The organism is uncultured Dysosmobacter sp., assembly GCF_947631635.1.
Lineage (GTDB): Bacteria > Bacillota > Clostridia > Oscillospirales > Oscillospiraceae > Oscillibacter.
This window is the reverse complement of the sequence record NZ_CANRMB010000029.1, coordinates 36,985-49,635: the sequence shown is the minus strand read 5'-3', so window position 1 is coordinate 49,635 and position 12,651 is coordinate 36,985. Positions and strand designations below refer to the sequence as shown.

The 12,651-nt window shown below is 62.5% G+C and carries 15 protein-coding genes; 1 reads left to right on the top strand and 14 read right to left on the bottom strand.

What is annotated here, in order from left to right; all coding sequences use genetic code 11:
- Positions 1 to 166: 166 nt before the first annotated feature.
- Positions 167 to 418 (bottom strand): helix-turn-helix domain-containing protein, encoded by a 252-nt coding sequence (locus Q0Z71_RS13530; protein ID WP_298023776.1) that lies wholly within the window; start codon positions 416 to 418, stop codon positions 167 to 169.
- A gap of 128 nt (positions 419 to 546) precedes the next feature.
- On the opposite strand from Q0Z71_RS13530, the gene Q0Z71_RS13525 reads away from it, so the two are divergent.
- On the top strand, positions 547 to 1,449 hold the full coding sequence (locus Q0Z71_RS13525; protein WP_298023772.1) for a hypothetical protein: 903 nt from the start codon (positions 547 to 549) through the stop codon (positions 1,447 to 1,449).
- A 55-nt stretch (positions 1,450 to 1,504) separates the two neighbouring features.
- Here Q0Z71_RS13525 and Q0Z71_RS13520 read toward each other — a convergent pair whose 3' ends face one another.
- From Q0Z71_RS13520 to Q0Z71_RS13460, 13 genes are all read right to left on the bottom strand, one after another.
- Positions 1,505 to 2,908 carry a phage tail tip lysozyme gene (locus Q0Z71_RS13520; RefSeq protein WP_298023769.1) on the bottom strand — a complete coding sequence of 468 codons (1,404 nt, stop codon included), beginning with the start codon at positions 2,906 to 2,908 and terminating at the stop codon, positions 1,505 to 1,507.
- Between the two features lie 9 nt (positions 2,909 to 2,917).
- Positions 2,918 to 3,334 (bottom strand): hypothetical protein, encoded by a 417-nt coding sequence (locus tag Q0Z71_RS13515; RefSeq protein WP_298023766.1) that lies wholly within the window; start codon positions 3,332 to 3,334, stop codon positions 2,918 to 2,920.
- Between the two features lie 84 nt (positions 3,335 to 3,418).
- Positions 3,419 to 3,745, bottom strand: coding sequence for a hypothetical protein (locus tag Q0Z71_RS13510; protein ID WP_298023762.1), 327 nt, complete (start codon positions 3,743 to 3,745; stop codon positions 3,419 to 3,421).
- A 13-nt stretch (positions 3,746 to 3,758) separates the two neighbouring features.
- A complete protein-coding gene (locus tag Q0Z71_RS13505; protein ID WP_298023759.1) occupies positions 3,759 to 4,037 on the bottom strand; it encodes a branched-chain amino acid ABC transporter permease in 279 nt (92 codons plus the stop codon).
- Between the two features lie 5 nt (positions 4,038 to 4,042).
- A complete protein-coding gene (locus Q0Z71_RS13500; RefSeq protein ID WP_298023756.1) occupies positions 4,043 to 4,237 on the bottom strand; it encodes a hypothetical protein in 195 nt (64 codons plus the stop codon).
- A complete protein-coding gene (locus Q0Z71_RS13495; RefSeq protein ID WP_298023753.1) occupies positions 4,234 to 4,878 on the bottom strand; it encodes a carbohydrate-binding protein in 645 nt (214 codons plus the stop codon). The genes Q0Z71_RS13500 and Q0Z71_RS13495 overlap by 4 nt, the downstream gene beginning before the upstream one ends.
- Positions 4,806 to 6,005 carry a reverse transcriptase domain-containing protein gene (locus tag Q0Z71_RS13490; protein WP_298023750.1) on the bottom strand — a complete coding sequence of 400 codons (1,200 nt, stop codon included), beginning with the start codon at positions 6,003 to 6,005 and terminating at the stop codon, positions 4,806 to 4,808. The genes Q0Z71_RS13495 and Q0Z71_RS13490 overlap by 73 nt, the downstream gene beginning before the upstream one ends.
- 643 nt (positions 6,006 to 6,648) lie before the next feature.
- Positions 6,649 to 9,561, bottom strand: a complete 2,913-nt coding sequence (locus tag Q0Z71_RS13485; RefSeq protein ID WP_298023747.1) for a hypothetical protein — start codon at positions 9,559 to 9,561, stop codon at positions 6,649 to 6,651.
- A gap of 87 nt (positions 9,562 to 9,648) precedes the next feature.
- The gene (locus tag Q0Z71_RS13480; protein WP_298023744.1) at positions 9,649 to 10,440 is read right to left on the bottom strand and encodes a phage tail protein I; all 792 of its coding nucleotides are present in this window, start codon (positions 10,438 to 10,440) and stop codon (positions 9,649 to 9,651) included.
- Positions 10,433 to 11,566, bottom strand: a complete 1,134-nt coding sequence (locus Q0Z71_RS13475) for a baseplate J/gp47 family protein (RefSeq protein ID WP_298023741.1) — start codon at positions 11,564 to 11,566, stop codon at positions 10,433 to 10,435. Before Q0Z71_RS13475 ends, Q0Z71_RS13480 begins: the two co-directional genes overlap by 8 nt.
- Positions 11,559 to 11,882 (bottom strand): GPW/gp25 family protein, encoded by a 324-nt coding sequence (locus Q0Z71_RS13470; RefSeq protein ID WP_298023738.1) that lies wholly within the window; start codon positions 11,880 to 11,882, stop codon positions 11,559 to 11,561. Before Q0Z71_RS13470 ends, Q0Z71_RS13475 begins: the two co-directional genes overlap by 8 nt.
- The gene (locus Q0Z71_RS13465) at positions 11,879 to 12,295 is read right to left on the bottom strand and encodes a phage tail protein (RefSeq protein ID WP_298023735.1); all 417 of its coding nucleotides are present in this window, start codon (positions 12,293 to 12,295) and stop codon (positions 11,879 to 11,881) included. The genes Q0Z71_RS13470 and Q0Z71_RS13465 overlap by 4 nt, the downstream gene beginning before the upstream one ends.
- Positions 12,286 to 12,648, bottom strand: a complete 363-nt coding sequence (locus Q0Z71_RS13460) for a hypothetical protein (protein WP_298023731.1) — start codon at positions 12,646 to 12,648, stop codon at positions 12,286 to 12,288. The genes Q0Z71_RS13465 and Q0Z71_RS13460 overlap by 10 nt, the downstream gene beginning before the upstream one ends.
- Positions 12,649 to 12,651: the final 3 nt, after the last annotated feature.

The window sequence follows — 12,651 nt, the reverse complement described above, 5'->3', positions numbered from 1 at the left end:
TCCGCTCCAGCGTCAGCCGCTGGTCCCAGGAAAAGTGTGTTGCTCCCTTGTGATTCATGGTGGCACCCCCTTTTTCCAGTAATATAAATTGGAATAATCGGGAATGTCAATCGTTCATCCGTTCCAAAAAAGAATTGCCGTAGGCTGTCGCCTACGGCAAATTTTTTTATTCGTCATCTTCTTCTCCCACCAGCCAGTCCGTTGTCACCCCAAGCGCCTTTGCGACGGCCCGAAGCTCGAAGTCCTGCACCATCCGCAGACCGTTCTCTATTTTGCTGATGCAATCCCGCTCCAGTATGACGCCGCTCACCTGTATCCGCGCAGCCAGGTCCGCTTGTGTACACCGCTGTCTGGTCCGCGCTTGCCGTATCCGCTCTCCAGATACATTTCTCTGCCCGTGGTAGCTAAACGCTTTCACCCCTCCGCCTCCCGTCTTTTTGTGTAGTATTACCGATTTTTGTTTGACATTACCACATTGAGCGTGTATTATTGTGGCAATATCGCACTTGTGCTAATATCGCACATTTTAGGATTGGAGGGGCTTCCATGTCTGGAAAAGTCGTGAAGTTCGTTAAATACACCCTGGTCTTTATCCTGTTCTGCGTCCTGCTCCGCGCCTGCGGAGTGATTTCTTTTACTTCCCATGAACACGACTGGCAGGAGGCCACCTGCACCGCGCCCAGGACCTGCGCCACCTGCGGCGAGACGGAGGGGGAACCCCTGGGCCATCAGTGGACCGCCGCCACCTGCCAGGCCCCAAAGACCTGCGCCGTCTGCGGCGAGACGGAGGGAGGACGGACGGACCACACCTGGACCCCCGCCACCTGCACAGAGCCGGAACGCTGTTCCGTCTGCGGCAGGGACCGGCATTGGTACTCCGTCCCCCTGGGCCACGACTGGCAGGACGCCACCTGCACCGCGCCCAGGACCTGCTCCCGCTGTGGTGCGACAGAGGGGGAACCGGAACATGACGTGATAGAATATGGCTACTGGGAGACCGTCGTGGAGGCCACCTGCTCCAGCGAGGGGGAGGCTTCCCAGGTGTGCCGGAAATGCGGGGCGGTTGTTACGAAGGTCCTTCCCGTCTCCGACCATAAGGCCGGGGACTGGGAGATTGCCGAAGATGCCACTCCCACCACCGACGGGAGGCGGGCGTGTTACTGCGTCTGGTGCGGGAAGGAAATGGGGTCCCTGACGTTCAAATACACCGGCGGCGGGTCCGGCGGCGGGGGAGGGTCCGGGGGCGGCGGAGGCGGCACGGTCTACGATAACCAGGGACAGCAGAACACCACGGCCACCTACGTCCTGAACACCAGCACCATGAAGTTCCACCGCCCGTCCTGCCGGGATGTTCCCCGCATATCGTCCGCAAACTACTCCACCTCCAGCCAGTCCAGGGACTACCTGATTTCCATAGGTTACAGCCCCTGCGGCCACTGTTCCCCATAAACAGAAAAACTCCCCCGGCGCGGGCACACGGTCCGCCGCCGGGGGAGTTCTCTTGTTATTTCAGCCAGTCCTTGCAGACATAGCCCGTGATGCCGTTCACGGCCACATACAGCCAGATGGTTTTTCCCACCTTGTTGTAGTAGCCGTAGCAGCGCACGGTGGTCCCGTTTTTCAGGACGCCCATGCTTTTCTTGTTGGTGCCCGCTCCGGTGCGGATGTTCAGCCCGCTTTTGGCGTCCACCTTGTAGGCCCTCGCCTGGGCCTTGTCGAAATACTGGGCAGCCTCCACCTGCTCCTGCTTCGGCGCGCTGGTGCTGGGCGCGCTGGTGGCCGGGGCCGTGCTGGACGCCGCCCCGTCATAGGTCACATAGGGCAGCTTCCCGTGTTTCAGCCAGCGCCGGGAGTTGTACCCGGCCTTGGCCCCGATGTTGGCGACCGCCGTAATCTGCACCCGGTTCTCCCAGGCGGGAGAGCACTCCACCGCCAGCCCGCCGCCGATGTACACGCCGATGTGGCCGGACAGCCAGACGGCTTCCCCCGCCTCGATGTTGGAGAAGTCGGTGGAGACCCCGGAGCACCTGGCAATCATCGTGTCCGCGCCGATGTCCGGCACGCCGTTGGCCTGGTAGACAGCCCCGCCGTAGGTCTTGGACTTGTCCCCGCTCCAGCCCCACAGCAGCCCTTTGACAAGGCATACACAGTCAAAGCCGAAGGTGTCCGCGCTGGCCGCCTGAATCATCTTCTGCCTGGCCGCGGCCTTGTTGTACGTGTGGTTGTTGCAGTATCGCTTCTTGTTGGCCTCGTTCATGGGCGCGCCGAAGCAGCCCATGATATACAGGGTCTTATAGTTCCGGGCCACGTCCTCGGCCCGCTGGGCCAGCTGCTTCCCGGTGGTGATTTTCCCGCCGGTGGTCCCGCCGCCGGTGGCCGGTGTGGCCGTTTTCTTGGCGTACTTGTCGAAGTAGCCCTGCCCGTACCCGGCCCGCTTCACCCGGACCGATTCGCCGGTGTTGGCCGGGCGCTCGAAGTTCAGCAGCACGGCGTCGGATGCCTCCCGCACCGTTCCCGCGGATTTCAGGACCGACAGCACGCTCTTGAAGCTCTCGCCCAGCTCCTTCATCAGAAAGAGCAGCTGCGTCTCCAGGTCCCCCACGGATTTCCCCGCCGCCTTGGCGTACTCCAGCAGTGCCGCCTTGCGGCTCCAGAACGTCCACTGACACAGGCCGTAGCCCTGCCCATCCTTGGCGAAGTTGGTATAGCTCCCGCTGTCCACGGCGGCGGTGTACTCCGCGTCCGTCATTTTCAGCTTGGTGTTCCCGGTGTTCTGCAGGTTGTTGGACAGCAGGCCGCTCTCCGCGTAGATGTTCCCCATCATCCCGGCGGCCCCCTGTTCGCTCATTCCGTGCCCGGTGAGGAAGTTCCAGATTTTTTGCTCGTTATTCGCTCCAGTCAGCGCCATTGTGTCCTCCTATCCGACCGGGCCGCCGTCCTGCGGCGGGGCGCTATCTGCGTCCTCCCGCCGCCGCTTCCGCTCCCGGTGCTTTTCCTTTGCGGTTTTAATCCACCCCAGGATGCCGCACTCGAACCCCATCATGGAGTAGAAACACTGAACCAGCGTGTCCGGGATGCCTCCTGTCAGCTCGTACAGCTCTATCATTTTCAGCGTGAACAGCAGCACGGCGGCCCCCACCAGGACCAGGACGATGTTCATAGTCCCGATACGGTCCAGCAGGCCCGGCTTCTTCTCCGCCGGGCCTGCCTGTTTGTTCTGTGTTCTTCCGCCGCTCCGGCGTTTTATGCTCCCGCCCAGCAGGCGGTCGGCCAGCAGGGCCGCCACCATCCCCAGCAGGAAGCAGGCGGCGAACCCGGCGATAATCCCCATCACTTGCGGTCCCTCCGGTCCTTATCCCCCACGTAGTAGCCCAGCGCCAGGCAGGCCGCCATGCAGACGGTGAACAGCAGCGCCGTATCAGGCCCGGTCATGGTCGCTGTCCTCGCCGTCGCCCCGGTCCCCCTGGGCCACGGCCACAGGCGCGCTCACATTAAGCCGCGCCATGACCTCCTGGGTCACGGCCTCGCCCAGCTCCGCCGGGTCGATGTCCTTCTTCTGGTCGTCCTTCTCGGCAGGCTCGGACTTGTCCGCCTTGCTGAAATAGAAGGTGATGACCGCCGTGTAGATGACCATGAAGTTCTGGTCCACCTCGCCCTTGAAACTAAGGACAGCGAACATCACGGTCAGGAGGATGGTCACGATGGATTTCACGCTCACCAGGCGGTTGATGACTTTCTCTTTCATGTCGGTTCTCCTTTCAAAATTCCGGTTTGTGCGCGCTCTTGTTCAGGTGCTTGTCCAGCATATTCAGCGCCTCCTTGCAGGGGCCGTCCGCCCCCAGCTCGATGACGCCCTGCAGGACGCATTTCAGGCCGTAGCAGATAAGGGTCTGTTCCTTCTGCACGGCGTTGATGACCTCGCTCTGCTTCTTGTCATTCTCGCTCCGCCGGTAGATGTAGAAGATGACACCGGCCAGGGCAGACACGGCGGCCAGCAGGCTGCCAGCCGTGATGATGGTGTTCGCGTCGATGTACAAGGGCTTCACTCCTCCATTTCGTATTCGTCCGGGACTTCATCCCGTCCGAGGAGGGCGGTCAGGCGGTCCGCCGCCTCCGCCCGCTCCTCCTCCATGACCACGGCCCCCAGCTGCGCCAGGGCGTCGCTCTGCGCTCGGATGATTCTGTTCTGCATATCACAGATGCCGCACAGCTCCTGAATGATTTGCAGATTGCTCATTCCTCGGCCTCCGTCCAGCCGTAGACGCCCGGCTCCCACACGTTGGCGTCAATGTCGCTGGTCCAGTGTTTGTCCTTGTGGCTCACCTTGTCCCCCTGGTTGTAGGCGTCGTGCGCGCCGATGGGCTGCACCCAGGCGGGCCACTCCTCCGCCGGGTCCGCAATTTTGGTCCAGAGGCTGGCCGTCTTGTCCGGCGTCCAGTCCTCTTGCGAGGTGTGGTCCTGGACGCACCGGTAAAGCTCGCCGTTGTACTGGCGGATGTTGCCCTGCTTGTAGTCCACCGGGTAGGCCCAGGGAGAAAACAGGTCCGTGTGCTCTCCGGCGGTGGTGTCGTCGATGCTCCCCGCCTCCGCCATGGTGACAAAGGCGATTCCCGCGGCGGTGTTTACCGCCTTGACCTGCTCCTTCACCGGCCCCGTCCGGTCCTCCGTCCGGTAGTGCCGGTCGATTTCGTACCAGTCGTAGCAGTTGCCCTCCGCGTCATCGGCGGTGTTGAGCTTCCGCACCACCCGGAAATGGTCCGTGATGGTCTGGTCCGGGTAGATGTGCTCCACCTCCCGGTAGCCGGTCAGGTCCGTGTGGTGGCTCCCCTTGGTTTTGAGGACTTCCTTCTCTCCCTCTGTGCCAAATACATACTCCATGTCATTTCCCCCTTTTTACTGTTTTCCCGGACGATTCTCTTTAGCTCCCGCTGGATGCGCTCGCCTCGGAAAATGGCCCGGTATAGGTTGGTGTTATTACAGTGTTTGAGCTGCCCCAGCTTTGAAATGAGGCTGTGCGCCGTTCCTGGCAGAATCCGCTTCCCGGCGTCCCGCCGCTTCCGATACCGCGCCACGGCCTTTTTGACGCGGTGGAGGTTGTGCTTCCGGGGCAGGGTGTAGCCCCGCCCGTACCGGTAGCCCACGGCGTCCGGCATCCGCCGCCGCTCTCGCTCCACGCCGTTGCGTGGGGCCGCCAGCTTCTCCGGCTTCCTGCCCTTCGGGACCGTCCTGAATATCTGCCAGTCGCCCTTTATCCGCAGCTGGTGAGCGTTCAGCCAGTTCTCCATGAGCGTTTTCAGCTTCCGCAGCTTCCGCTTGTTCGGCCCCAGAATCGTCAGGTTGTCCATGTACCGCACGTAATGGGCCGCAAATCCGCTCTGCCGGATAAGCTGGTCCAGCGGCTGGAGGACGGTGTTTGCGAACCACTGGGACGTGTAGGCCCCTATCATCACGCCGTCCTTGACGATTCTCCAGATAAGGTCCAGCACCCGCCGGTCCTTGATAAGCTGCCGCATCCGCGCCATGACCACCTCCGGCTTCAAGCTCATGTAGAAGTGGTAGATGTCGCCGGTCAGCTCGTACTTGGTGCCCTTCGGGTCCTTCACCATCCACCGCTCGATTGCCTGCCGCCCGTGGTGCGGGCCGCGGCCCCGGATGCTCCCGCAGCAGTACGGGTCCATCCCTCGCATGAAGATGGGCTGCAGTATCTGGACCAGCGCGTGGTGTACGTATTGGTCCGGCCACTGGGCCGGTTCGCTCACCGTTCGTTGCTTCCGGGCGCTTGGGTCCCATCTCTGCGTCACCTTGGGCGGCTTCTGCTCAAAGCCCGTCAGGATGATGTTCCGCAGGTCCTTGACCCGCTCCTGCTTCGTCTCCTCCACCCAGGCCGTGCAGGCGTTGGGCCGGTGGTGACTGTGCCAGTGGTGCGAGGCGTTCACCTCGTTGATTGCCAGCAGTAGGTTTTCATCTGAAATGAGCCGTTCAAACAGGTGTCCTACCCTGTGCATAGGGATTTGTGCTCCTCCTTTTAGCTGTACGGACTTTCTCCCCGCGCCGGTTTCCCGGCGGGTACTCGCCCGCTCCCTTGTAGCTTATCTTCACCGTGGGGTGCGCGATTATCTGTGCCGTGAATAATTGAGGATGGTTAGCAAGTCCCACGCAGTTTTTCCGCTTTCCCCTGATGGGGTCCCCGCGCGAACCCAGCGTAGCGGTTCGCGTGGGGAGAGGCGGAGCAGCGGAGGGAGGAAGCCTTCGCCTTTAGGCGGAGGCGACCGGTCCGCAGCTTGCGACGCCGAAAGGTGGCGGGAGCCGATGTTGCTGCTGGTGTTGGAGGCCGTGTTGTAGTTCACGTAGAACAGGCCGTAGTTGCCGTTCTGGTTGTAGTTGCCGCCAACGTAGAGGCACGGGTTCGAGGCGTTGAAGTTCCAGTTGTCGCACGACGGCCCGACCCAAAACATCGGTACTGCACAGATAACCCCGACCGCGCCAGGGGCTTCCTTCCCGGCCCCGTGGCCGGGGACCCCTGTTTTTTCGCGCGGATTTCAAAATTCCGCCCGGCGCAGTTCCCCACGCCGGGCGGTCCGTCATATCATGTTTTTTCTATGCAAAGGGCGGGGGCTGCGGCCCCCTCCCTCTGCACTCCCTCCCCCATCAGGGGAGTTCCTGGAGGCGGGAGCCGATGCTGCTGCTGGTGTAGGAGGCCGTGTTGCAGTTCACGTAGAACAGGCCGTAGCTGCCGTTCTGGTGGTAGTAGCCGCCAACGCAGAGGCACGGGTCCGAGGCGCTGAAGTCCCAGTTGTCGCACGAATAGGTGCTCTCGCTTCCGCTTGCCTCTGTCGGATAGAACATGGGGAATCCGCCCGCCGACGTGACGGTGAACGCGCTCGGATAACCGCTGGACGGCTTTCCCGCCAGGGTCCCGCCCGCGGTGTCGGAGAAGTTGGTCGGATTCAGGATGATGTTCAGGCCGTTGCTGTCGTAGTAGCAGCCGTCGCACCAATCGTAGCAGTTGTCCCACAGCCCTTCGATGTTCCTGTACTGCGTCCCGCCGTAGCTGTCCCGGCTGTTCTGCGTGGTCCCGGTGTGATACCCCATGTTGTCCGTGTAGCCCATGTTGAACACGGCGGAGCTGCTGGAACTCGTCAGGGAACATCCCTTGCCGATGACCTTCTGGCTGTCCCAATCGGCAAACTCCACGATATACAGCAGCCAGATGGTGAACCGCGTTGCGAAGTCCAGCTGGGAGTAGCCCGCGCCCACTCCGGCGCAGCCTTTCCGGGCCGTGTCCCGCGTGATGCTCACCTTCGGCGCAACCTTCGTGGTGCTCTTGTAGTTGCTGTCGCAGTGATAGCGGCCCACGTAGATAGCGTCCCGCTCGCCCTTGCCGTCCTTGCGGTCCATGTGGGCGGGGGAGACGGAATAGCCGTCCTCCTTCTCCGCCGCGATTCTGATTTGCAGGCCCTTCCCGTTCTGCTCCAGCTTGTACCAGAACTTCGGGATTTTCACCATCTGCCCGCCGGTCCTGGCTTCGATGGTCATTCCCGCCCACGGCTGGAGGGTGTCGAACGGGCTGCTGCCCGCCGCGCCGCCGTTCACATGGGGCGTCGGGTCGGTGAAGTTTCTGGCGGCGTCCGTCCGGGTCCACTTGGTCCCGCTGTTCCCGTCCCAGGTCACGCCGTAGATTTTCGGTTCGTACACGTTCACGCTGACCTTCTTGGTCGCGCCGTTGTACTTGGTGGTTTGCGCCAGGCTGATAGTGACCTGCGTATCACCGGCGGAAGCGCCGGAAATCGTCACGACCTTTTCCGCCGCCGAGGCCGTGGCCGTGCCGGGCGCGTCGGAGGTGGCGGACACGGTTCCGTCGCTGTCCGTGGTCACATTGATTTTCACGTTGGCCCCCACTTTCAGCTTCACGCTGCTGTCCGGGTTCAGGGTGAAGGTCGGGTTCCTCCGCGTGACGTTCACGTTGATGTAGACCTCCGCATCCGCGTAGTTCTTCGCGCCCTTGCTGGAAATGGTGATGACCGCGTTGCCCTGGCCCGCGCCGGTGATGGTGACTTTCTTCTGCTCGGCGTCCGTGCCCACGGTGGCGAAAAGCTGCTGGTTGGATTCCGCCGTGATGGTGGCGTCGCTGTTGGTGGTCACAGTGACCACCACCTGGTCGCCCACGTGGATGTCCTGCGCCGTGCTGGGCGAGATGGAGAGAGTGTTCGCCGCCTTGGCGATATTCCACTGGACGGACTTGGCCCCCGTGTCACCGCCCGGCCACTGATAGTTGTCCTTGGGGGTGAAGGAGGTGGAGTAGTCCCCGGCGTCCCGCTGCTTCGTCTCCACCTTGGTCAGCTGGTCCTCGGAGTAGTTGTTCCACTCCGGGGCCTGCTCCTCGCCGCTGTAGGTCAGCGGGGTTTTCACGCTGGGGGTGCTGGCAATCGTGGCCCGCTGGATGGTCCACTCGACTTCCTTCTCCTTGGTGGTCTTATCCGCCCAGGTGTAATCCCCCTTGGGGGTGAAGTACGCCTTGTACGTCCCGGCGTTGGTCTCGCCCTGAAACTCGGTCGCCGGGGTCTTTCCGTCCCCGTAGGTAACGTCCATCATTTCCTCGGAGAAGTTGTTCCAGGTCGGCTTCTGCTTATCGCCGCTGTAGGTCAGCGCGGCGGCCTGGGACGGCACCACGGAGATAGTGTTCTGCACCGCGGCGATAGCCTCCGCCGCGCCGATGGCCACCTTCTTTGCCTCCTCGGCGGTTTTCTTCACGCTGTCCAGCGTGTCCCAGAGGCCGGTGTCCCGCTCCAGCTTCTCCCACACGTACTGACCTTCCTGCTCCTTGGTGCAGACCCACTCCTCGCCGTTCTGCAGGTTGAGGTAGTGCTGGCCCACCTTGCCCTCGGTCTCCGCCGTCGGGTCCCCGTTCCCGGTCAGCGTGGGGTAGCCGTTCAGCGACTTCTCCGCCGCGGCGATTCTGGCGGTCAGCGCCGGGTGCGCCTCCGGGTCCTGGTTGTGCTCCTCGATGTCCGCAGCGATAACTCCCTTGTGGGCGTCCTTGTCCTTGCTGTGCGCGTCGATGGCGTCCTGGATGGCCCCCACCGTGGCGATTCCCGCCGTGGAGATGCTCACCTCCAGCCGGTCCCCGTCTGTGACGGTCAGCACCGCGTACAGCTTGAAGCTGTAAAGCTGCTCGCTCTCCGCCGGGATGGTCACGCCGCGGTTGCCGCTCTCGTCCGGCTCGTCCTCCACGGTCAGCAGGATTTTCTCCTCGCCCTCCGGCTCGCCGCCCGAAGTGTCGCCCACCTGGGCGTAGATGTTGACCCGCTCCAGCTTGTAGGCTTCCTGATTCCCGATGCTGGTCACTTGGATGCACACGGTCACGGTGTTGCCCGCCCTGGTCACGCTCTCGATGGTCAGAGGGTGGTCCCTGCCGCCCGGCTCCGGCGTTCCGGGGTCCCCGTCCGCCGTGGTCCCGTAGGCCGAACTGATTTTCAGTCTCCGGCCCGCCGCGAACTCGGTCAGCATATCCTGGCCGGATTCCGGCACGGTGGCTTTGTTCCAGCGTTTCGTGCTTGCCATAGATGTTCCTCCTTGTGATTTTTCAATATGCGCGGGCCGCCGCCGGTCCGGTCTCCCGGTCCAGCGGCGGTCTTTGACATCTTTGCCTTACCCGGCTATGTCGATGGGCACGGTGTACGCCTCGGCCACACTGGCCGCCTCGCCCGCCTTGACCGTCGCCGTGCCTCGCAGCTCCGGCGGTGTCAGCTCCGCGTGGACGGTGTAGCCCTCGCACAGCATGGCGGAGAACGCGCCCAGGTGGACCGTGGCCGTCGGTTTCAGCTCCGGGACCGGCAGCGTCAGCGGCGTGTGGTATTCCTCCCACAGCCCCGGCACCGTCCCCCGCGCCTTTGCGATAGCCGGGGCGGCCTCGATAAAGTACGTGATGCCGTCGTTGTGGGAGCGCAGGGACTTGTAATAGTTCAGCCGCTCCAGCACCCGGCGCTGCTTCTCGGAATCTATCTGGTCGTTGGACACGTTGATGTCCACCCGGAAGTGATACGGCTCTCCGCCGTACTCGAACCACTCCAGGATTTTTGTCCCTGGGTAGATGGCGGAGATGGCCCGCTCCACGGCGGCCTTTGTCCCCATCAGCCGGTGGACGAACCAGCTTCCCTTGACGGTCTGCCTCTTTTCCTCCAGGCTGTAGCTTGGGTCCCACCAGTCAACCTTGAAGTCGTGCGCCAGGATTGCCAGCAGCGGCTCCTCCAGGTTGTCGATGTTGCAGATGATACGCAGCCGGTCGGTTTCCGCCAGCCTGTTCACCAGCGCCCCGGCGGTGGCCTCCGCCAGCGCCTCGGTGGATTCATCCTCCTTTAGCGCGGGCGGGAGGGTGAACAGCATATTGTCCTTGGTGATTCCCAGCAGCGCGGTCCGCGCTGCCTTTTTTTCATCACTCATCCTCATACCCTCCGCTCTGAACGGTCACGGTCCCCAGCTCCGCCACCTGCGGCGCTTCGGTCCCGCTCCCGTCCTTTAGGGAGGCAAAGGCCGGTTCCGTCAGCTCCACCCGCTTGATGCCGGTCTGCATCAGCATGGAGATAAGCCGGGACGGATTGATGTCCCGCCCCAGCTTCGCGCTCTGCCAGGCGGTGAACTCGTCCACCTTGGCCTTTACCGCCGCATCCAGGTCCTCGGCGGACTGTGTTTCGTCCTTCTGGATGTAGTAGGTGAGCGTCACATTGTACTTCACCTTCTCCGGGTCCTCCACAGATACCAGGTCCGTCAGGGGCCGCACGTCGTCCGCGCTGCACGCCTCCAGCACCTTCTTCTTGGTCTCCTCCGTGGCTATGGTCCCGTCGTCCATCAGCACATAGAGCTTCACCGTCCCCGGCGTGGGGGAGGCGGCGATAACGTCCGCAATTTTGGTGTCCACCTGCTTTGCGAAGTAGATGTACCCGCCCCGCGCCCCGGCGCAGCTGTAGCCGTCCATGCTCAACCGCAGCAGCTCGTAAAATTCCTCGTCGGTGGCCGCGTCCCCGCCGCCGTCCGATTCCGTCAGGTTGGCGCAGGAGATGTAATATGCGAACAGGTCAACGATGGTATTGATTTGCCCGGCCACGAATCCGTTGCCCGCCGTCCCCTCGGTCTGGCAGCGGATTTCCACGTCCGCGTAGGTGTCCCCCGCGTTCACGTAGATGTCCTTCACCGTCTCCCAAACAAGGGTCCTGCTGGCGTCAGTGACACGGGTCCCCCCAGGGATAAGCACGGCGAACTCCTGCGCCTCGGAGATGGTGAAGCGCATGGTGCAGGTGGCCGCCTTTGCCCCCGGCCTTTCCTTGGCATAGAACAGCTCGGCCAGCGCGTCCAGGTCCTTTCCCTCCGCCCGGCTGGGCAGGTTCTGGTTTGCGGCGTAGTTGGCAAGCGCCCGCTCCTGGAGCACCACCGCCGCCGCCCACTGGATGAACTGCCGCTCCGGGCTGCCCGGCTGGACGGTAACGCCCGTGATGTTCTCGTACTGCTCGGTCATCCATGCCGTGATTTCGTCCGGGTCCATGGGGATGAATTGGTACAGTGTCTTACTCAATGTTGATTTCCACCTCCACCTTCGGGACCAGCTTGCCCGATGCCCCGTCCCGCTCAAAGGTGATGTCCTTCACCGTGGCCCGCGGTTCCCATTTTTCGATGGCCTCCCGAATCTCCATCCGCGCCTGCTGCTCCGCCGCCGGTGCGGGCAGGTCCAGGAAGTCCATGTCAACGCCGAAGTCCCGGTACAGCGGCACGGTCCCCTTTGGCGTGGTCAGGATTATCCTGATTGCCTGGAGGACCGATTTCACCGTCTCCGCCGCGCCCAGCTCCAGCGCGCCGTTCTCGTCTGCTGATACCGTGTACGTATTGCTCATGTTCTCAAATACTCCTGTAACGTCACGGACACCGTAGCGCCCGCTATGTCGCCGTTCCGGTCCGTATATTTGGCCGTCATCTCATGGCTGACGATGTTCCATCTGTATTTCCCGTAGCACTTTGTTCCGATGGTCAACGCCAGGGCGATTCCCTCCCGCTCGTAGGTCCACAGCTTCACCACCTGCTCCAGTGGATTGACGCCGTGCTCGATAAGCAGCTGAATCTCGAAGGTGATTTTGTCCGGGTCCATCCCGGTGTACTCCGTCAGCGCGTGGTAGTTATGCCGGTTGTGGATGGAGTAACGCGCAGACCCGGACCACTTGAAGTTTTCCAGCGTCAGCACCACGTCGTCCGATACGGAAAAGATGATTCCCTCTCTGGAGCTTTTCCCCAGGTAGCCCACTACTGCCACGCCTGAATCCCTCCCAGCACAAAGCCGCGCCCGTCCCGGATGGGTTCATACAGGCACAGCACTTGGTCGTTTACCTTTGGCATCCACGGCTTGATAATCAAATCGTGGTCGTGCTCCTCAAAAGCAGCATCCCCGGCTCCGCCGCCCCGCTTCTCTGTTTTCTGCGGCACGTCGTAGTCGGGGATGAAGTCCCGGTTGATAAGCACGGGAATCCAGCCGGAGGGCAGGTTCATGTCCTGGAAGAACACCTGGGCCAGCCGCTTCACGTTGTCCACGGCGGTCACGGTCCCCACGCGCACCATCACGGAGAAGGCCGCGTCGTTGTTCTGGAATTGTGTCTGCCTCTCGTACATGGT